14 protein-coding genes are annotated in these 20,083 nt (G+C 63.8%); 11 read left to right on the top strand and 3 right to left on the bottom strand.

Annotation, left to right across the window (positions count from 1 at the left end; genetic code table 11):
• Positions 1–625: 625 nt before the first annotated feature.
• On the bottom strand, positions 626–1,054 hold the full coding sequence (locus AWB80_RS44115; RefSeq protein ID WP_061178407.1) for an NUDIX domain-containing protein: 429 nt from the start codon (positions 1,052–1,054) through the stop codon (positions 626–628).
• Here AWB80_RS44115 and AWB80_RS44110 point away from each other — a divergent pair, their 5' ends adjacent.
• The 11 genes from AWB80_RS44110 to AWB80_RS30455 all read left to right on the top strand — a co-directional run bounded on the left by AWB80_RS44110 (position 1,055) and on the right by AWB80_RS30455 (position 16,898).
• Entirely contained in the window at positions 1,055–1,606 is a 552-nt protein-coding gene (locus tag AWB80_RS44110; protein ID WP_061178406.1) for a tyrosine phosphatase family protein, read from the top strand. It begins immediately after the preceding gene.
• Between the two features lie 342 nt (positions 1,607–1,948).
• Positions 1,949–3,208 carry a nucleotide sugar dehydrogenase gene (locus tag AWB80_RS30500; protein ID WP_061178425.1) on the top strand — a complete coding sequence of 420 codons (1,260 nt, stop codon included), beginning with the start codon at positions 1,949–1,951 and terminating at the stop codon, positions 3,206–3,208.
• A gap of 34 nt (positions 3,209–3,242) precedes the next feature.
• Entirely contained in the window at positions 3,243–5,720 is a 2,478-nt protein-coding gene (locus AWB80_RS30495) for a hypothetical protein (protein ID WP_061178405.1), read from the top strand.
• Between the two features lie 83 nt (positions 5,721–5,803).
• Positions 5,804–7,921 carry a glycosyltransferase gene (locus tag AWB80_RS30490; RefSeq protein ID WP_244206813.1) on the top strand — a complete coding sequence of 706 codons (2,118 nt, stop codon included), beginning with the start codon at positions 5,804–5,806 and terminating at the stop codon, positions 7,919–7,921.
• 55 nt (positions 7,922–7,976) lie between these two features.
• Entirely contained in the window at positions 7,977–9,122 is a 1,146-nt protein-coding gene (locus AWB80_RS30485; RefSeq protein WP_061178404.1) for a polysaccharide biosynthesis/export family protein, read from the top strand.
• A gap of 10 nt (positions 9,123–9,132) precedes the next feature.
• On the top strand, positions 9,133–10,605 hold the full coding sequence (locus AWB80_RS30480; protein ID WP_061178403.1) for an ABC transporter permease: 1,473 nt from the start codon (positions 9,133–9,135) through the stop codon (positions 10,603–10,605).
• 5 nt (positions 10,606–10,610) lie between these two features.
• Entirely contained in the window at positions 10,611–11,330 is a 720-nt protein-coding gene (locus tag AWB80_RS30475) for a P-loop NTPase family protein (protein ID WP_061178423.1), read from the top strand.
• Between the two features lie 19 nt (positions 11,331–11,349).
• The gene (locus AWB80_RS30470; RefSeq protein WP_244206811.1) at positions 11,350–12,483 is read left to right on the top strand and encodes a KpsE/RkpR family capsule polysaccharide export protein; all 1,134 of its coding nucleotides are present in this window, start codon (positions 11,350–11,352) and stop codon (positions 12,481–12,483) included.
• Positions 12,476–14,539, top strand: coding sequence for a BTAD domain-containing putative transcriptional regulator (locus AWB80_RS30465; RefSeq protein ID WP_087131696.1), 2,064 nt, complete (start codon positions 12,476–12,478; stop codon positions 14,537–14,539). The genes AWB80_RS30470 and AWB80_RS30465 overlap by 8 nt, the downstream gene beginning before the upstream one ends.
• Before the next feature lie 73 nt (positions 14,540–14,612).
• A complete protein-coding gene (locus AWB80_RS30460; protein WP_061178420.1) occupies positions 14,613–15,665 on the top strand; it encodes an SDR family oxidoreductase in 1,053 nt (350 codons plus the stop codon).
• Between the two features lie 24 nt (positions 15,666–15,689).
• Positions 15,690–16,898 (top strand): pectate lyase family protein, encoded by a 1,209-nt coding sequence (locus tag AWB80_RS30455; RefSeq protein ID WP_425266901.1) that lies wholly within the window; start codon positions 15,690–15,692, stop codon positions 16,896–16,898.
• A 273-nt stretch (positions 16,899–17,171) separates the two neighbouring features.
• Here the strand turns inward: AWB80_RS30455 and AWB80_RS30450 are convergent, their stop codons facing one another.
• The gene (locus AWB80_RS30450) at positions 17,172–17,963 is read right to left on the bottom strand and encodes a helix-turn-helix transcriptional regulator (protein WP_160147484.1); all 792 of its coding nucleotides are present in this window, start codon (positions 17,961–17,963) and stop codon (positions 17,172–17,174) included.
• 148 nt (positions 17,964–18,111) lie between these two features.
• Positions 18,112–20,082 (bottom strand): hydantoinase B/oxoprolinase family protein, encoded by a 1,971-nt coding sequence (locus AWB80_RS30445; RefSeq protein WP_061178401.1) that lies wholly within the window; start codon positions 20,080–20,082, stop codon positions 18,112–18,114.
• Position 20,083 lies beyond the last annotated feature (1 nt).

Raw genomic sequence — 20,083 nt, 5'->3', positions numbered from 1 at the left:
TCGAGATCGGACACACGCGCGACACTGCGCGCGCGGCGCGGCTCGCCGTGGCTCAGCACGGCCACGCCGCACGAGTCATAGCCGCGATACTCGAGGCGGCGCAGACCCTCGACCAGCACCGAGACGATGTTACGTTGCGCTACCGCGCCGACAATTCCGCACATGGCGCTTTTCCTTGGAAATCGAAAGTTCAGGCGTGGCAGGCGATTTCGGCCGGGCGCTTCTTTGTCGAATGCTCACTCGCGGGCGAAAAGAAAAACGAAGCACCGACGAAAGTGCCATCGCACGCTCTTGAATGACGAGCTAATTACCGATTATACCGTCCATTATAGGGATCGCTCCCATGACCAGATTCGTCCGGAAAACGTTAACGGAATATTTTGGCAAAACTTTAGGCATAACGGAAAAGAATCGACGCATTACTTTTTAAAGCGTTTCTTCGCTTCGCCGCAGCCGATTCTCCATCGATGAGAAGGCCGGCAACGCAAACTTCAAAAGCCGCGTGAATCGCACACCGGCGTTATTCATATTGCAGGTGGATTCTCGTTGCGAGCGGCATCGTATCATCTTGTTGTCATCGTGATAAGAAAATTCTTATGAAGTGTGCCTGTTTGCGACAGCAAATTCAGCGATCGACGCCCGGAAAGATGTGGGGATGGCGTTCCAGATACCACGCGACGGCGTTGGAAACGGACAGCCGGTCGATTTCTTCGCGCCAGAAGAACGCAGCGCCCGCGCCCTCGTTCACGCGGATATCTTCCCAGCGCAAGAAGGGCCCATAGAGGAAGAGGGCGGCCAGGCGTCCGCGGCTGTCGACGCGCTCGCCGATCGGCTCGAAGTCGCCGGGCTGCGCGGTAACGCACAACTCTTCACATAATTCGCGGGCTGCGGCATGATGCGCACTCTCGTCGTCGGCATCGACTGCGCCGCCCCAGAAACCCCACAGCAACGGCGAGCTCTTTGCCGCGCTATCGCGCATCTGCAGCAGCGTGCGCCCCCGCGAGTCCCGAACGACGATATTCACGCTGCACAATCTGACCGGACTGCCTTGCATATGCTTCACCTTCTCGAAGAAACAACCATTTGCGGATTGCGCAAGCTGAGCGATCCCGCCGGACACACGCACGTACTGTCGCTGATCGATCCGGACTGGGCGGACCCGATCGAATTCACGGCGTGGCAGCCCGACCGCTGGCTCTTGCTGCGCTTTTACGACGACATCGAGCAGCGTGACGAACGCTCGTTGCCGACGCGTCAGCACGTGGCCGACATTCTCGCTTTCGGGCGCCGCGCCTGCGCCGGGCCCGATGTGCGCCTGTTCATTCATTGCCTGTCTGGAACGTCGCGCTCGACCGCCGCGGCCACGATGATCTGGGCGCAGGCCTTGCCCGACTGCGACGCGGAAACCATCGTCGCGCATCTGCTGCGCAAACGTCCGCAGGCGTGGCCCAACCTGCTGATGATCCAGTACGCCGACGAAATGCTCAACCGCAACGGCGCACTGGTGGATGCCGTCCATAACCTCTATCGGCAAGGTCTGAAGGCCAATCCCGACTGGGCCTATTCATTGCGCCGCATGGGCCGTTCGGCCGAAATCATACTTTAGGCAAGGCCCTCTCAAAGTCTGCGGCGCGTGCAAAGCGCGCACGTATATATCGTCCGGAAAACCTTACCGTCGCAATTTTGAAACGCGCTCACAGTTCTGTAAGAAAGTTTGGCCGATTTTTAAGTATTCAGTTACTATCTACGCCTATAGTCGGTCGAATATAACGTGGCCATGCGTAAGACGAGCTTCCTGAAGTTATGTTGAGCGGACTATTTCCGGGGACGTTCCGCTTGATCTCTTTTCCATTTCCGCGATAGCGACAAGCCGGCACGTCAGAAAATTGAAGCGGTTAAACCCGCTTAAGGCGATTCGAGGGTTCTCTTGGTTATCGATAAGATTGCCGTGTGTGGCTTGGGTTATGTGGGCCTGCCGGTTGCTGTGGCATTTGCGCGCCGTTTCGACGTAATTGGTTTCGACGTGGATAGCCGTCGTATCGAGTCTCTTCGCAGCGGGGAAGACTGGACCGGCGAAATCGAATCAGAGGTGTTGAGCGCGTCGACGATGCGCTTCACCGATCAGGCAGCGGATCTCTCCGACTGCAATTTCTTCGTGGTTGCCGTGCCGACTCCCGTCGACGAAAAGTGCAGCCCGGATTTCTCGCTGCTGGTGCGCGCGTGCCAGACGATCGGACCAGTGCTTCGCGCGGGCAGCATCGTCGTGTTCGAGTCGACCGTTCATCCGGGCGCGACCGAGGAAATCTGCGGTCCCGAGCTCGAAAGAGTGTCGGGCCTGCGTTGCGGCATCGACTTCAAGCTTGGCTATAGCCCCGAGCGTATCAATCCGGGCGACCGCGAGCATCCGCTCGAAAAGATCGTGAAGATCGTGTCGGGTCAGGACGACGAATCGTCCGAGATCATCGCCGACGTGTACAGCCAGATCATCGAGGCGGGCGTGCATCGCGCGTCGTCGATCAAGGTCGCCGAAGCCGCGAAGGTGCTGGAGAACACGCAGCGCGACATCAACATCGCGCTGATGAACGAAATGTCGAAGATCTGCGATCTGGTCGGCATCTCGACTTCGGAAGTGTTGGCGGCGGCGGGCACGAAGTGGAACTTCCTGCGCTTCACGCCGGGTCTCGTCGGCGGTCATTGCATCGGCGTCGATCCATACTATCTGACTTCGAAGGCGCAGGAACTCGGTTACCACCCCGAAGTGATCCTCGCCGGCCGGCGCATCAACGACGGCATGGCCGATCACGTCGCGTCACGTCTCGTGCAGATTCTCGCGCAGAGCCACCGTCTTTCGCCGACGACCCGCGTGGGCGTGCTCGGCATGACGTTCAAAGAGAACGTGCCAGATATCCGCAACTCGAAGGTCGTCGATCTGTATCGCGGTCTAGAGCGTTTCGGCATCGCGCCGCTCGCCTACGACCCGATGGCCGACAAGGCGCAGATGGAGCACGAGTACGGCATCGAGCTCGTCGAGAAGTCGGAACTCGTCAATCTGGACGTGCTGATTCTGGCGGTGCCGCATCGCGACATCATGGACAGCATCTGGACCGATCTGCCGCACATGATCAACGACGGCGGCGTGCTGTGCGATCTGAAGTCCGGGCTGGATCGCAGCCGCCTCAAGTCCGATATCCAGTACTGGTCGCTGTAAGCGAGCATTTTCGATCTTCTAATCAGAACTTGTCATGGCCGTTTCAAAGCTGCTGATTGCGCCTATCGGTACATGCCGGATTCACGGTCCGCTCCGCAAGGGCGTGCCGCGTTATCCGGTGGAGGCGCATACGTCGCGCAACTATGGATTCGTGCACTCCAGCGCGGAAGTGCTCCAGCAATTGCGCTTCATGTTCGGCACGCAATCCGTGCCGGCTCACATTCAGCGGCTGACGTTCCGGCCGGACATGTCCACGGCCGAGCTGGAAAAGCCGTATGTTCCGGCGGATGTGTACGTGGTCGAACTGTCGTCGCGCAAGTTGCTGACGGCGGATGGATACCCGATCCAGGCGAACTACACGGGGCGCTATTTCGGCGATTTCTTCGCCGACCGCAACCGCGCGCGCACGTTCTGGTCGATGGCGTCGGTCGAGCAGCACGCAGAGCGCCGCGCGTGGCTCGATACGGATCCTGTGTTTCGCCGTCTGTCGGCCGATGACCGCGACCTGCTCGCGAGCATCTTCCGGCGCGTGCAGCCGGATGCGGAAGTCGAGCGCGAGATGGGCGAGATCGCCGAGATCGTCGGCAAAGATAAGCTCGTATTCGTCACGCATGTCGATGCGAGGACGCCCGACGGCAACCTGATCGAGCAGCGGCATGAACTGATTGAATTGGTGAAGTCGCGCACGGAGCGCCTTGGCGTACGTTGCTACGATCCTACCTTGGCGATGTTGGAACTCGGGCAGGCAAATGCGCTGGAACAAGGCGGGCGCGACCTGACGCATTACACGCCGGAATTCTCAGAGCGGCTTTTCGATGACTGGTATGTGAATTACCTCATCCAGCGCATCGGTCCGTCGGCCCCATTACCGATACGCTCGCGCGTCGATCCGGTCACGGCCATCGAAGCGGCATGGAGCGCAGGCGATCTTTGCGGCGCATCGCGTCGCGTGCACGCGGTCTTGCGCGCGAATCCGGCGCAAGCCGGGCATCGCATGCTGCTCGCGCGCATGCAGTCGGAGTTGGGCGATTACGAAAGCGCCATCGCACATGCGGAAAGGTCGAGAAGTGAAAGCGGAACGACCGAGCAGGCCGACGAAATATTGATGCGATGCAATTTTGAGCTCGGGCGTTATGCGCAAGCCTACGGCATCGCCGCCGGCCTGCTGCGCGGTGAACACGAGACTGCGGAAATCCTGCGTATCTGCGCGCTGTCGGCGACGCGGATCGAGGAGCGTGAAACCGCGATCGTCAACTGGAAGCGTTTTTTCCGTCTCTCGCAGGACAGCGTCGAGGCCGCGAGCGCGGTGCTCGAACTTCTCGAAGCCTCGGGCGATGAGGAAGCCGTTGGTGAATGGGCGAACGAAGTACGAGACGCGTTGCCGTCTCACGCGCCGAGCTACGCCGTGCAATGGAAGCTCGGTGTTGCGTCTGGCAACCGGTCCGCGTTGCGTGCGCTTGCCGGCAACGCACCTGATCTCGACGATCAACTGCTTCTTTCGCTCGCAAGCCTTGCTTCGAGCGAAGGCTTCGCGCTGGCGGCGGCGGGGTTGATCGAGGCACAGGACGCGGACAACCGCAACGCGGAAGTCGCGCAATGGATCGCAACACAGATGCCGCAGTGGCTCCTGGATGCCGAACGGGCGCTCGAGCGTAACGACTTGCTCGTCGCGGTCGATCGCATCGGGGCGAGTTGTCTGCTCGATCCGACGAACAGGCCGGCCATGCGCGCGGAATGGACGCTCGAAAAGCGCTTGCAGAAAGATGTCCGCGCTGCATTTAACGAGCGCAACCACCAGTGGCTGGCGGACCTGGTCGACAGCGTTGCCGAGGCGCGTTTGTCTTTCCCGGAAATGGACATGTATCGCGGTCGGGCCGCGGAAGCGCTCGGTGACGTGAACGCGGCGGTAAATTATCTGCGGCGTGCGGCGGATCAGCCCGGTGCTCCGATTTCCGCGCGTCTCTATCTCGCACGCGTGGCCGCGCGCAGCGACTGCTATAAGGCAGCGCTTGAGGCCTTCGAGCAACTCGCGTCGGACCGCCATGCCGATCAGGCCGTGCAGAACGAGGCGCTGCGCCAGCTCGGAATCGTCAGGACGCGATGCGTGCGTGCCGCACGTGAGCTGAATGCGCGTGGAGCGCACTGCGAGGCGTGGGCGTTGCTCGACCTGATCGGTGGCGAGATCGATGTCGCGTCCGAACGCAAGCGCGTCCTTTCGTCTCTGCACGCCAGACTGCGGTTGGTCGACTCGTCCGAGGCGAGTGCGCGCATCGCAATCGCCCGGACCATCCTCGGTCTCGCACCCGGCGACCAGGTGGCGCTCAAAGCCGCCGCCGTCGCCGCGATGCGCCTGCAACGCTACACCGAGGCCTTGCCTCGCTGGCAGGCGCTGCGCCGGTCGTCCGAGAACGCTGATTACATCGAAAGCAACATCAAACGATGCGAGACGCTCATCGCGCGAGCGAACCGTCCGGCCAGAGCCGCGCCTAGAACGCTCGTTCCGTCCGACTGACCCAGACCCGCGGGTACCGATCGATCGTACTCATGTGCAACGCGCGTTACTTGTCTGTACTCCTTACGACCTCAAGCTCATCGATGAAAGAAAAAAACAACGAGCAGAACCTGGCTGTCGTCGGCTATTCGACGGATGAGCCGGGGATGAACGCGGACGCGGTGACCAACGACGCGCTCCAGTCGGTGCGCGATGGGCTCGCGCATCTGGTCGCGCACGCGAGCGCCGTTCAGGCCGCGCGGAAAGCGCTCGTGCAGGCGGAGCAGCTCGCGGCCGGTCATCTCGGCGACTGGACCGTGCGCTTCATGCTGCTTCAGTTGAAGGAGGCGGCCGGTCATACGGTGCAGATGTTCGAGCAATGGTCCGAACTGCTGCCCGAGCAGCCGGACAATCTGCGCATCGTGCGTTATTGCGCGACCCATCTCGTTAGGGAGCATCGCGACGCCGAGGCGCTCGCGCTCATCGATCAGTACATGCCCGAAACGCTCGGCGATCACCGCGCGGGTCTCGCGCGCGCCGAACTCCTCGCGGATATCCGCGCCTTCGCCCCGTCCGATGCGCTCTATCGGAAGCTGATCGAGCTGCATGGCCGCCGTGAATTGCGCGTTGCGTTCGCGAAGCGCCTCGCGAAGCGCGGCCTGCTCGCGGATGCCGTCGAGACGCTTGCGCCCGTGGCCGCGACGCTCGCGCCGGAAACGAAGGCGGGCCAGCTCGCCGCATCGCTCGCGAAAGACTATGCGTTCTTCCGGCGCTTCGAGTCGGAAGACGGGCTCGCGGGCCGCGACATCAAGATCGTGTCGATGAAGCACGCGATTCTCGCATTCCGCGATCGCGTGATCGTCGAGCCCGATGCGCAGAGCGCGCCGTCGATCGCGCTGCTCACGGGCAGTCTCGGACCCGGCGGCGCGGAGCGGCAACTGACGCGGCTCGCGTGCAATCTGCAAAGGTTGTCGAAGCTGTCGGCGGACGCGGAGCGCGGCCCCGAAGACGTGGCGATCACGCGGCCGAAGGCGGTCGAAGTGCTCGTGAAGCAATACACGGATCAGGGCGGCACGGGCAAGCATCGCATGGACTTCTTCGCCGGCAACCTGCACGAAGCGGGCGTGCCGCTCACGGAGATCAATGCGCTGCCCGCCGTGGCGGTGAGCCATCAGCCGGTCGATGACCCCGATCTGCGCCATCTGCTTGAAATGCTGCCCGCGCCGGTTCACTACGGCGTGACGCGCCTCGCGCCGCGCCTGCGCGAGCGTGGCTTCGACGTCGTCAGCCTTTGGCAGGACGGCACCTGCCTGTTCGGCGCGCTCGCCGCGCTGCTCGCGGGCGTGCCCGTCATTCATCTGACGTTTCGCGGTTTGCCGCCGAGCATCCGCAAGGAACGCGACCGCCCCGAGTACGAAGTGCTGTACCGCGCGCTCGCGCAGGTGCCGGGCGTCCAGTTCGTCAGCAACAGCCGCACGGCCGCCGAGGAGTACGCGCGCTGGCTCGATCTGCCGCTCACGCGCTTCCAGATTCTCTACAACGGCGTGCCGGATCTCGACACGCATGCGCCCGGCGACGAGCAGGCCCGCTGGCAAGCGTTCGCCGAAGCGACGCCGGACGCGACCGAAACCATCGGCGGCGTGTTCCGTTTCGAGCCGGACAAGCGTCCGCTGCTGTTCATCAAGCTGGCCGCGCGCTATCTGAAGCGCCGTCCGCACGCGCGCTTCATGATCGTCGGCGACGGGCGGCTTCAGGACAAGGCCGTGGAGCTCGCGGCCGAGCTGGGTGTCGCGCAGCGCCTCTTGTTCGTGGGCCTGTCGTCGCACGTCGGCTTCTGGTACTCGAAGATGGACGCGAAGGTGCTGCTGTCGCGCTACGAAGGCTTGCCGAACGTGCTGATCGAAGCGCAATTGCTCGGCATCGCGACCTTGTCGACGCCCGCGGGCGGCGCGGGCGAATGCTTCGTCGATGGCGTGACGGGGCATCTGCTCGACTGCGCCGAGCAGCCCGATTTAAACGCGGCTTGCGACAAGCTCGCCGTGCTCATCGACGGATTCCAGGCGGACGACGCCCTGCGCGAGCACGCGCGCCATCGCGCTCGCATGCTGTTTTCGGTGGACGCGATGATCGAACGGTTCTCCGCGCTCTGCGCGCCCGTCGAGATCGTCGCCGCCGACGAAGCCGATTACCACGACCTCGCCGAAAAGCCGCTGCCGGCCTGACGCGATCCACCGATATTCAGAGACGCTTGTCTCTCACTGTTCTTGAAGACGAAACATGAAGTCGACTGACCTCCGGCGCGACCGGTTCGCCCGCTGGCTACCGTCATCTACCCGCGCGGCCGCGCTCCTCCTGGCTGTATCCGGCGCGCTCGCGCTGCAAGGCTGCGGCCTGCCGCGCAGCGGGCCGCTGCGCAGCGAAGTCGATGCCGCGCGGGACAACAGCAGCATCGTGCTCGTGCCGGTGACCGAGGAACTCGCGCGCGCGAGCCGCGGGCCGGGCCGCGCGAGCTTCCCCGCCGAGTTCCTCGGCGCCGCGCCGTTCGAGTACGAGCGTCTCGCGCCGGGCGACGGCGTCCAGGTCACGCTGTGGGAGCACGGCGGGCTCGGCCTCTTCGCCGCGGGCGATCAAGGTTCGTCGAATCTGGGCGAGCAGATCGTCGATCGCGCCGGCGATATCCATCTGCCGTACATCGGCAAGGTACGGGCGCAGGGGCTGACGCCCGCGCAAGTGCGCGACGCCATCATGCGGCGCGTCAGCCGGCTCGTCGTTGGTGCGGATGTGAGCGTGCAGGCGACGCCGCGCCGCGGACAAACCATCACCGTGCAGGGCGATCTGAAGAAGCCGGGCGTCTATCCGCTCGGCCAGGACACCGAACGTCTGAGCGGTGTGCTCGGACTCGCCGCGCCGAACCAGACCAATCCGGAGCAGCTTTCGGTCACCGTGCGGCGCAACAGCGTGGCGGGATCGGTGCGGCTTGCCGACATCTACAGCAATCCCGCCGAGGATGTGGCGCTGCGCCCGGGCGACTCGATCGTCGTGAACGATGTCGTCGAGCGCCTGACGGTGCTGGGCGCGGCGGGCGTGCAAGGGCGCGTCAAGCTGTCCAAGCGCAATTACAGCGTGCTCGATGCGCTCGGCGACTCGCGCGGCCTGAACGATTCGCTTGCGAACCCGCGCGCGGTCTATCTGCTGCGCCGTCCGGCGTTGCCGGAGAACGTTGAGCCTGCCGATACGCGTCCGCAGGTTTATCAGTTCGACTTCACGCAGCCGGGCCAGATCGTGCTGGCGGGCGAGTTCGTCGTGCGCGACGGCGACGCGATCCTGATCTCCGACGCGCCGTTCACGCAAGTGCAGAAGTTGCTGTCGACCTTCAGCGCGACGCTCGGCACCGCGCGTTCGGTCAGCGCGCTGTCCAACTAGCGCGGCCGCGATGACCAACAACGATCGCATCTCGAAGTGGCGCGCGCGTCAGGCGGCGGGCAACGCCATCGGCGCGGGCGGGTTCGACCGGCCCGATCCGGCGGCGGAGCAGATCGACGCTAAACTCGTCGACGCCGTCGAAGGCAAGCAAGCGGCGCCGGCGGAAGCCGTCGGCGCGGTGGCTTTTCATGCGCACATGCGCGCTTTCGTGCCGGAGCCGCAGGAAGCGCAGCCGGAAACCACGGCCGCCCATGACGGCGCGCGTCCGGCGACGCTGCTCGCGCGCATGCTCGCCGCGCTGCGCGGTCTGCCGCGTCAGACGGTCGCCGACCGCCGCGCCGCTTACGAGGCCGTGAGCGCGCAACTCGACGACGAAGCGGCCGTCGATCAGCTTGACGAAGAGACCGCCGACTTCCGCCGCCGCACCCAGCGCACCACCATCCGTCTCCTAGAAGACGATATCCGCGCGGGCGTCGATGTCTTTGCCGCCGGTTACGCGCCCGCGACGCTGGCGGCGCACGAAGCGCGTCTCGCGTCCGCCTTCGGAGTGCGCGCGCAACGCCGCCGCGACGAACAGGCGCGCGAGGCACGCCGTCTCGCATCGCGTCAGGACACCGCTTTCGAAGTCGAGCTCGCGCCCGACGAAGCCGCCGACGTCGCCACGCTGAGCCGGCGCATCGCGATGCTGCACGCGCGCCAGCGCGCCGTCGCGCAGGACACCGAGCGTTCGAAGCTGTCCGCGCTGCTGCCGCTTCTGATCCTGCAACTGCATACGATCCACGGCGAAAGCCGCTTTGCGCTCGTGTGGGCGCTGTGCGGACCCGCCGTGCTGCTCGCGCTGATCTCGTCGCTGTATTTCCTGACGGGCACGCACTTCATCCTCGGCATGGACGTGCCGACGTTTTCGCTGCTCGGCGCGACGACCTGGATCATGTTCCGCCAGATCATCTTCCGCAGCAGCACGGCGTATGTCTCAGCGCGCGGACTGCTGAATCTGCCGAGCGTCACGCCGCTTTTGAACGTCATCGTGCAGGCGACGATCTATCTCGTCATCTATCTGCTGGTCTTCGTGATTCTGATCGGCATCGGCTATCGCTACGACTTCGTGAGCCTGCCCGCGAGCTGGCCGACCTTCGTCTGCTATGTCGTGTCGATGGCGATCGGCGGCACCGCGATGGGCCTCCTGTTCGGCACGATCGCGACGAGCTGGCATTTCTTTCTGCGGCTCGCCGCCGTGATCGAGCGTTTTCTCGAAGTGTTCAGCGGCGTGTTCTTCGTTTCGGAGCAGTTGCCCGAGCAGTTTCGCGCGTACTTTCTGTGGTCGCCGTTCGCGCATGGCATGCAGCTTTTGCGCTCGTCATACTTCGAGAGCTACAAGTCGACGGACGCGAGCCTGCCCTATTACCTGACGTCGCTCGTGTTGCTGATGGTCGTCGCGCTTGCCTGCGAACGCCTCGCCCGTAGCCGCGTACAGCCCATGTGAGCGCCATGATCAGTCTCATCGACGTCACCGATTCGCCGAAGGTCTTCGGCTCGCATCTGTCGCTGTTCAGCCACGCCGATCTCGATCTGCCGCAGGGACGCTTTGCGCTGCTGTCGCGTACGCCCGAACTGCATCGCAGCGTGATCGACGTGCTCGCGGGCCTGCGTCCGCCGCGCGAGGGCTTCGTGAAGCATCACGGCCTCGTGTCGTGGCCGCTCGGCCGTCAGGGCTTCATCCGCGGCAAGGCGAGCGGGCTGCACATGATCCACTTCGTGTCGTCGCTCTATGAGCTCGATGCGAAGGCGACCATCGAGCTCGTCGCGGATCTGCTGACGACGCCGGAGCATCTGGCGCGGCCGATGGAGCATTGGCCGCTCTACACGCGGCAGGAGTTTTCCTTTGCGCTGGCGCTCGCGCCGGCATTCGACGTCTATGTGATCGACGGCGCGATTCCGTTCGAGCCGTGCCGTTTCACGCGCCTTTGGCTCGCGCTGTTCGAAGAGCGTCTCGTGGGCCGGACGTTGATACTTTCCACTTACCGCCAGAATCAGCTGGCGGACTACTGCACCAAAGGTTTGGTTTATGAGCGAAGTGGCCTTCGAATCGAGGAAGACCTCGACGAGTGCATCCGCCGATATCCTACGCGGCGTTCCAGAAGCGAATCCGCAGACACAGGAGAAGAGCTCCCGGCCGACGCCTTCTCAGGCGGACAGTTCGGGCTCTGATACCGAGTCGGCGATCGACGTGCGCGCCCGGGCGCGCGCCGCCGCGCAGCGCGAGCGCCGCCGCAGCCGCTGGATCACGCTCGGCGTGATTCTCGCGCCGGTCGTGATCGCCGCCGTCTACGCAAATTTCATCGCGGTGCCGCGCTATTCGGCCGACGCGCGCTTCTCCGTGCGCTCCAGCAGCAGCCCGCCCGCATTTCCGGGCGCGGCGGGCGGGCTACTCACGACGGGCGACAGCTCCGGTCTCGCGGGCGGTTTCGTCGACGGCTGGGCGGTCAGCGACTTCCTGAACTCGCGCGACTGCATGCAGCAGGTCGATCGCAAGATCAAGCTGCGCCAGCGTCTCGCACACACCGGCCTCGATCCGGCGGCGCGGCTCGCGCCTGACGCGACGGAAGACGAGCTGTACCGCGCCTACAAGGCCTCGGTGAACGTCTCGTACAACATGATGGAGCAGGTCGACGTGATGAAGGTCAGCGCCTTCTCGCCGCGCGACGCCGCCGTGATCTCCGGCGCGCTGCTCGAGGCCGCGCAGGAATTCGTCAATCGCATGGACGAGAAGGGCGTGAGCGATGCGCTGAAGGTGAGCCGTCAGGCGGTGTCGCTCGCCGAAAACGATGCGCGCGCCGCGCGCGCTTCGCTGACCAGGTGGCGCGTCCAGCACGGCAACATGGACCCCAACGCCGACGCGACCATGCTGCTCACGCTCGTCGGACAGATCGAAGGCGAGCTGAACGGCGCGCAGATCAATCTCGACAAGATTCGCGCGGTCGGCAATCCGGATCACCCGATGCTGCGCCCCGCGCAAACGCTCGTGACGACGCTCGAAAAGCGCCTCGCCGATACGCGCCGCCGTCTGAGCGGCGCGGGCAACACCGAAGCGACGCAGTTGCGCGAATACGAAGAGCTGCGCAACGCGCAGACCTTCGCGGATTCCGCGCTGACCGCGGCGCAGCAAAGCTATCAGCAGGCCTTCACCGATACGCTGCGGCTGCAGCGCTATCTGAGCGTGATTGCGAAGCCGCTGCCGGGCGACCGGCCGTCGAGCCCGGATACGTTCGTGCTGCTGCTCGAAGCGCTGGCGGCGGGCTTCGTGCTCGCGCTGGCCGTGCGCTTCGGCTGCGCGCTCGGCAAGGAGTTCCGTCATGGCTGAGATCGCGACGCCCGCAACGAACCTCGCGCCGGCCTTCGACGCCTGCCGCAAGGCGGTGCGCGCCGGTAACTGGAACGATGGCCTCGCCGCCTGGCGCGACGCGCTCGGCACGGGCGCGGTGCCGTCGGCGCAGGACACGCTGTATCGGGTCATCGCGCGCATTCGCTCGGAGAGCGATCCGCTCGCGGGTATCGCCGAACTCGATCCGTCGATGGTGACCGACAACGCGGCGCGCATGGACGTGCGCCGCATCGTCGTGACGCCGTTCGTGCGCGACGGCGCGCTCGCGCCCGCCGCCGCCGCCCTGCGCGTGCTGGTGCAAGCGTGGCCGAATCTCGTTGATGACCGGCGCCTGCTGGCGAGCGTGCTCGGCCGTCTGAAGCGCTGGGACGAAGCCATCGAACAGGCCGATGCCGCATCGCGCATCGATCCGCACGACACGGGCCTTCTGGCTTCGCGCATCCAGTTGCGGCTCCAGGCGTCGCAGGTCGCGGAGGCGGCTCGCATCGCCCGCGCGACGCTCGATACGATCGAAGCCGGCGACGCCAACGCCCACTTCTGGCTGACTGCGCTGATCCGCAACGGCGACGGCGCGCTCGCGGCGCGGATGGCTTCGGCGCTCGACGCCGCCGTGCTGCCGAACGAACGGGCGGCGGCCGCGGCGGTCCAGGCGCTGCTCGCGGACAAGCGCATCGACGCGGCCATCGCCGCGGGCGAGTACGCGCTTGCGGCGGGCCACGAGGGCGCGGCGCTGCGCGCGGTCATCGGACAGGCGTACCTCGCGCGCGGTCATCACGACGACCGCACCGTGCACGCGCTGAATCACTTCGCGCGCGGCGTGGAACTCGCGCCGAAGGATCTGCGGCTGGTGTCGGCGTATGGCGAAGCCTTGCTGCGCGCGGGTCAATACGCGGAGTCGATCGAGCCGCTGAAGAAGGCCTGCGAGCTCGCGCCCGAGATGGAGCACATGCGCGCGATGCTGGCGCGGGCGATGCGCTACGCAGGTCGTCACGGCGACGCCGCCGAGGAACTGCTGACGCTCGTGCGCCAGCAGCCCGAACGCCTGCGCTTCCAGCGCGCGGCGGTCGCGGCGCTGTCGCAGACGGGACGCAAGGACGAAGCCTCGACGCTGTATGAAAGCTATCTGCAAAAGCGCGCCGACGTGCTGCCCGCGACCTTCTCCGAAGCGCTCCGGCAGCTCGACCAGAAAATCGACTCCACGCCGATCACGCAGGCGCGGCTCGACTGGGCATGGTCGATGAGACGCGACACCGCCCATATCGATCGCGCGGAGTGGGAACGCGCGGCGCGCTGGGGCTATCTCGTCGACTATCTGTTGCTGGAATGGCTGGAGTGCCGCGAATCGCAGATCGAAGAGGCGATGTCGCTGCTAGGCAATCTCGACGTGGCCGAAGCGTTCTTCGCGCCGCTGCTCGCCACCGGCAAGGGCTTCGTGATCGCGACGGCCCACGTCGGCCCGATGTACGCCGGCCTGATGACGCTCGAACTGCTCGGCATTCCGTCGCGATGGCTGTCGACGACGCCGAGCGTGACGCGCGCGAGTTATGCGTCGGCGCTGATCTCCACCGCCGATCAGACCGAAGTGCAAGTGGCGAAGGAATGCCTGCGCGCGCTCCAGTCCGGCTACGCGGTGTGTCTCGCGGTCGAAGGCGCGCCGAATCCGTCCGCGCCGCGTGTGATGTTCGAGGGCCAGGAAGTCACGTATTCGAGCTTCGCATCGCGGGCCGCGTATCGTCTCGGCCTGCCGTCGCTCTTCTATGCGCCGCGCTGGCAGAAGGGCGAGATCGTGCACACGTTCGAAATGCTGCCCAATCCCGAACTTGGCGAAGATGTCGAAGCGTTCGCGCTGCGTTGGCAAGCCGCGTACTTCGGGCATCTGCGCGATCACATCGCGGGGCCGCCGGAAAACCTGCGGCTGAGCGGCGGCATCTGGCGCCATGTCACGAGCGTCGACCGCTCGGACGCCGGCAAGCAGGCGGGTGCCGCCCGCGCCGGCAGCGTCAGAATCGAAGCACAGGTGCGGCGACATCACTGAAAACATCGACGAAACGGTTTGATTGAACGTGAAAGCAGAACTCTTTGCAAATGAATCGAACGTCCCCGGCTGGATGCGGGACGAGACCCAGGCGAGCCTGTGCCAATTCCTGCTCGCCAACCGCTTTCGCTGGCTAGTGACGGGCGCGGCGGGTTTCATTGGCTCGAATCTGGTCGAATCGCTGCTGTTACTCGGGCAGGACGTGCGCGGCATGGATAACTTCGCGTCTGGGCATCCGCGCAATCTGGACGAGGTCGAAAAGCGCGTGGGCGCGGACCGTTGGTCGCGCTTCTCGTTCCAACGCGCCGACATTCGCGAGATGAGCGATTGCGAACGCACGGTCGATGACATCGATTACGTGCTGCATCAGGCCGCGCTCGGCTCCGTGCCGCGCTCGGTGAAAGACCCGATCACGACGAACGACGTGAATACGTCGGGCTTCCTCAACATGCTCGATGCGGCGCGCCGCGCGGGCGTGCAGCGTTTCGTCTACGCGGCGTCAAGCTCTACTTACGGGGACGAGCCGAACCTGCCGAAGCGCGAAGAGCGCATCGGCAATCCGCTGTCGCCCTATGCGGTGACCAAGCTCGTCAACGAAATCTATGCCGGCGTGTATGCGCGCACGTATGGATTCGCGTCGGTCGGGCTGCGCTACTTCAACGTGTTCGGTCCGCGTCAGGACCCGGATGGCGCGTATGCCGCCGTGATCCCGAAATGGATCGCCGCGATGCTCGCCAACGACGACGTTCACATCAACGGCGACGGCGAGACGAGCCGCGATTTCTGCTTCGTCGGCAACGTCGTGCAGGCGAACCTGCGCGCCGCGCTCAGCAAGGAGCTCACGGCGAGCGAGGTCTATAACGTGGCGGTCGGCGGGCGCACCACGCTCAACGATCTCTTTTACGTGATCCGCGACGGTCTCGCGGGACTTGGCGTCACTTATGAAAAGGGCCCGGCGTATCGCGACTTCCGCGCGGGGGACGTGCGTCATTCGCAAGCCGATGTCTCGAAGGCGTGCGCGCAACTGTCGTATGCGCCGCTCTTCGATCTGCGCGCCGGCATGGCCGAAGCGCTGCCGTGGTATCTGAACTTCCTGCGCAGCGAAGCACAGCGCGCAGCCGGCTAAAGGCGCATGATGAGCGCAACGTTCATGCGGGGTTTTCCTAGCGGGCGCATCGTGGCCCGCTCGATCTGTACGGCAGGCTTGCTGTCGACGCTGATGAGCCTGCCCGCTCACGCCGCCGAAGACTGCCGCACGGCGAATGCGTCGTGCCCGACGGTGTCGTCGCTCCTGAGCCAGCGCGAGGGCTACGGCCGCGCGGCAACGGGCGGCGCGGGCGGGCAGGTCGTCGTGGTGACATCGGCGGAAGATGCCGGTCCCGGCACCCTGCGCGACGCGTTGCGCGAGGTGAAAAGGCGGCCGACGTGGATCCGCTTCGCATCGGACATGACGATCGCGCTCGAATCGCAGATTCGCGTGCCGTCCAATGTGACGATCGATGGCCGCGATCACGCGGTGAAGTTGCTCGACTACGGCCTCGGCATCTACGGCGCCGAGAACGTAATCGTCACGCATCTGACCATCGACGGACGTCTACGCACTTTCTCGCAGGCGATCAATGTCGCGAACGGCTCGCGCAATGTGTGGATCGACCATCTGGATTTGTCACGCTTCGCCGACCGGCTGCTGAACGTGAAGAACGGCTCGACCGATGTCACCGTCTCGTGGGTCAAGTTCCATGACGACGACAAGGTGATGCTGCTCAACAACATCACGTCGGACAATCTGTTCAAGAACTACGACCGCGATGTGATCGCGCGCGTCACGCTGCATCACAACTGGTTCATCGACACGGCGCAGCGCAATCCGCGCGCGCAGTTCGGCACATTTCACCTATACAACAATTTGCTGGAGAACTGGGACTTCTACGGCATGAGCTTCAGCCTCGAAGCGAAGGCCACGGTGGAAGGCAATGTCTTCATCAACAAGTCGCAGCGGGCCTGCACTGAGCCGCCGTTCTTCCCGACCGTGGAAGGCGTGAACGCGAGCTATTGCTCATATATCGCCGGTGCGCCCGCGAGAAGCACGCTGGTTAACGGCGAGTCGGATCGTAAGAGCTACGAGCGCACACGTGCGAAGTATCAGTATTCGCAGGACTATCGGGCGTTTCTCGCTGTGCGCGACAACCTGTATCTCGGCGATGCGCGAGCGGTGCTGGAAAGCTATCACCCTGAAGTTGTGCCCGCGCACCCGTATTGCTATGGGTACGAGCGTCCCGATCTCCAGTTGGTTGGGCGCATTCGAGCGCACGCTGGTAACGTTCCGCCCGACAAAGTAACGCCGTGCAACTTTGATTAGAGCAAAGAGCCGAATGTAATGTTTGAATCGTTGCTCAAAAGTGCGACCTGTCACTTACGGTGCGCGTACCAATTGGCTGCGGTCGGTAGACGCTGAGCCTTCGACCTGTGTATGTGGATCGTTCGTATAGGATAACTAATTAAAATGCGTTAATTAGGTTTATGTCAAATAGGCGACGAGCCGATCATTGAGGCGCCGATCTCTCTTCCCGGTCCGGCATCCTACGATAGCAACTTTTTAGACATCGCCTGAAGAGAGGCGCGATATATCACGTTACTGTAGCTGCCCGCATAATCCAAGATACCACAGCAGCAATTCGCGATGGCTGCCGATGGCGAGCCGTTCGTACAGGCGCTTCCGGTATGTATTGACCGTCTCGGTACCGATCCCAAGGTCGGACGCAATGCCGGCCGTCGACACACCATAAAGATACCGGGCGCACACCTGCACTTCCCGCGCAGTCAGCGAGTACGCTGCCGCCAAAACTCGTTGCTCTATCGCTGGCAATTCAGTTAGCAGGCCCGGCAGACGGCGCGCGCGCATCGCGATGTCGCAATGCTTGGCGACAATCGAGAGGATCGTCGCTGAATGTACCGCCAGTTTGTCTACCTGACGCTTTTCAAATGGACCATGCTGTTCGGAACGCGTGATACTCAAGACGAGCGGATTTCCCTCGAACTGCGTGCACATCAATACGCGGTCCCGGATGTTCAACTGGTCATAGAGTGTTTGACGCAATCGTCCCGATGTCGATAGCTTGATATCCGTCTTCAGCATCGGAAAGCACGTTGCGTTCTCTGTATCGAGTGCACTGATCCCATCGTCGACTTCCCAGCATCTATTTCCAAGGTAGACATCGCGGATGTGCTCTACTCGATGCGTGCCTTCGCAATCGACCGATGCAAACTCCACCGGCCGTGTTTCAAAGAGACGAAAGATGAACGCGAATTCCGCGCCACACATCTCACGCAATCCCCATGCGAAGCGCTCGGGAAACGCCGCGGTACCGATCGCGTTGATCATGTCATCGAGCGGACCATGCCGCTCCGCCACCGCACTGGTCAATCCAGCCTCCATCGCCAACAGCGTTGATCGATAACGTTGGTCCTCGTGATGCAGGAGCCGCCTACCTACCGATCAAATGTTAGGCATTCGGACGCGGAGTTCCAAGTTGGTATTTACCTGTAGACATGCAACGCCATCGTCAATGCACTCACCGCGCCATTCGCAGACGCCGCGTTGCCGCTTCGTCGATCCGCAGACCTTCGGGATCATTGCGCGGATCGCCAGTCACCACCACGCGATAATCGCGCGCCGCATTCGCGATACTGACGTATTCATCGCGCACGTCGGCCAGCACTTTCGCGGGATCGCGGCTGCACGGATCGCCCCAGCCTCCGCCACCGTTCGTGATGTAACGCGACACAGCCCCGGGTTCCGTCTTCCACACGGGTCGGCTTGCGTAGTAATGGTAGTGACCACCGTGCGGGTCGAGCACCTTCGACTCCATATTTAACACGCCCGCAACGGGCGTGCTGGCGGAGTAGACCTCCTCACCCGTGCCGAGCAGTGTCTCGGGGCGACCAGTTCTCACCCCTGCTGGCGGAAAAAACCATACTCCCCCGCAAGGTCCGGCGTGGCCGCCATTCGCGCCCACGCCGCTCGGCTCGCGTGTACGGAACGGCGAGCTATGGTGATCGGCCGACGTGAGCCAGAGCGTGTCCTTGAGGTTGGCCGCACCGCCCCGATGCTTACCCGCCCCGCCCGTGTCAATCGCATGCTCCTTGCGCAGCAGCACCACGGGTGCGTCAGCCTCAATGGACTCGGTGGCCGGATCGAGGTTGTTCAGCGTGAGCAGCACGGTGTAGCTATCGCCGTCGCCTTCCTTCGTCGCGCCCCACGGTCCGTGCTCGCCGCCGCATTGACACACGTTGGCCCATGGCGTGCCTGCAAGCGTGACGCCGTAAGCGTTGTGCGTGCTCGTCGATCCGTAATCGCCTGCAACAGCGTTTTCGCCGAGGACGGGATTGAGTGCCTTCAGAATCGCGGCGACGAGTGCGCCGCTACTCTCCCAGAACATCATGATCGCCCCCTCGGGCGGAAGGGATGTGAGCAAGGTTCCGGCCGGCGCGACGAGGTCGATATCGCGCCATGTCCCGGATGTGAACGGCGCCTCGGGATCGAGCAGGATCGTCAGCGCGACGCCGAGCGCGGTCTTTGCATCAAGAATTCCGCAGTTGATCGACGAACGCGCCTGCGCCGAGGTGCCCGAAAGGTCAGCCTCGATCCGGTGGCCACGTTTGCGCAGCGTAATGTTTACTCGATAGTCGAGGCTGTCATCCACGCCATCGGCATCAATCAGCGCAGAACCTGTGTAATCGCCGTCGGGCACTCGCTCGATTGCACGGCGCATGCGCTCGGTCGAAACGTCGCACGCATACGATAGGCTGCCGAAGAACGCCTGCAGCCCGTAACGCGCGATGTTCTCCCGCACCAACCGTTCGCCCAGTTCCAGTTGATGCGCGATACTGTAGAAGTCCGGCAGTAGCAAGCCGCCAAAGCGCGAGTTATCGAAGATCAGGCTGAAAGTGGAGCGCACGGGCTCGCCCTTCGACCACAGCAACATCGGCGGAATGACGAGGCCGTTTTCGTAGACGTTGCGTTTGGTCGCGGAGAAGCCACCCGGCACGATGCCGCCGATGTCCAGTTGATGTGCGCGAATGTTCACGAACGACACCAGCCGGCCGTCGGCGAAGACCGGCCGGATGAAGCACACGTCGTTGACATGCGTGCCGACCCGATACGGGTCGTTGCAGATCAGAATATCGCCCGGCGCGAGGTTCTCGGGGCCGTATTCCTGCACTGCGTTGCGCACTGCATCGCCCATCGTGCCGAGGAACACGATCAGACTGTTGCTCACCACCGGCATCGGGTAATCCATATCCGGGGGCCCGCTGATGGTGCAGGCAAAGTCATACCAGTCGCGAATGATCGGCGAAAACGCCTCGCGCATGAAGCCGGTCGACATATGCTCCACCACATAGCGCAGCCGGTTGATCAGCACGGAGGCGGTAAAGCGCTCGCATGCGTAGCGTTCGAAGAACTGCGTGTCTGACAGATCGCGAATCGGCACATGAGAGTCGGACGCACGCGGCATAGCGGGGAAATCGTTCAAGCGATTCATG

Origin of the sequence: Caballeronia pedi (assembly GCF_001544915.2) — a bacterium.
Classification (GTDB): Bacteria; Pseudomonadota; Gammaproteobacteria; order Burkholderiales; family Burkholderiaceae; genus Caballeronia; species Caballeronia pedi.
The sequence above is the reverse complement of the archived record's forward strand: the minus strand, read 5'-3'. Positions and strand labels throughout refer to the sequence as shown.

Coding starts and splice junctions, on each gene's coding strand:
- AWB80_RS44115 (WP_061178407.1), bottom strand. CDS start 1,054: ATGCAAGGCAGTCCGGTCAGATTGTGCAGCGTGAATATCGTCGTTCGG.
- AWB80_RS44110 (WP_061178406.1), top strand. CDS start 1,055: ATGCTTCACCTTCTCGAAGAAACAACCATTTGCGGATTGCGCAAGCTG.
- AWB80_RS30495 (WP_061178405.1), top strand. CDS start 3,243: ATGGCCGTTTCAAAGCTGCTGATTGCGCCTATCGGTACATGCCGGATT.
- AWB80_RS30490 (WP_244206813.1), top strand. CDS start 5,804: ATGAAAGAAAAAAACAACGAGCAGAACCTGGCTGTCGTCGGCTATTCG.
- AWB80_RS30485 (WP_061178404.1), top strand. CDS start 7,977: ATGAAGTCGACTGACCTCCGGCGCGACCGGTTCGCCCGCTGGCTACCG.
- AWB80_RS30480 (WP_061178403.1), top strand. CDS start 9,133: ATGACCAACAACGATCGCATCTCGAAGTGGCGCGCGCGTCAGGCGGCG.
- AWB80_RS30475 (WP_061178423.1), top strand. CDS start 10,611: ATGATCAGTCTCATCGACGTCACCGATTCGCCGAAGGTCTTCGGCTCG.
- AWB80_RS30465 (WP_087131696.1), top strand. CDS start 12,476: ATGGCTGAGATCGCGACGCCCGCAACGAACCTCGCGCCGGCCTTCGAC.
- AWB80_RS30460 (WP_061178420.1), top strand. CDS start 14,613: ATGCGGGACGAGACCCAGGCGAGCCTGTGCCAATTCCTGCTCGCCAAC.
- AWB80_RS30455 (WP_425266901.1), top strand. CDS start 15,690: ATGCGGGGTTTTCCTAGCGGGCGCATCGTGGCCCGCTCGATCTGTACG.
- AWB80_RS30445 (WP_061178401.1), bottom strand. CDS start 20,082: ATGAATCGCTTGAACGATTTCCCCGCTATGCCGCGTGCGTCCGACTCT.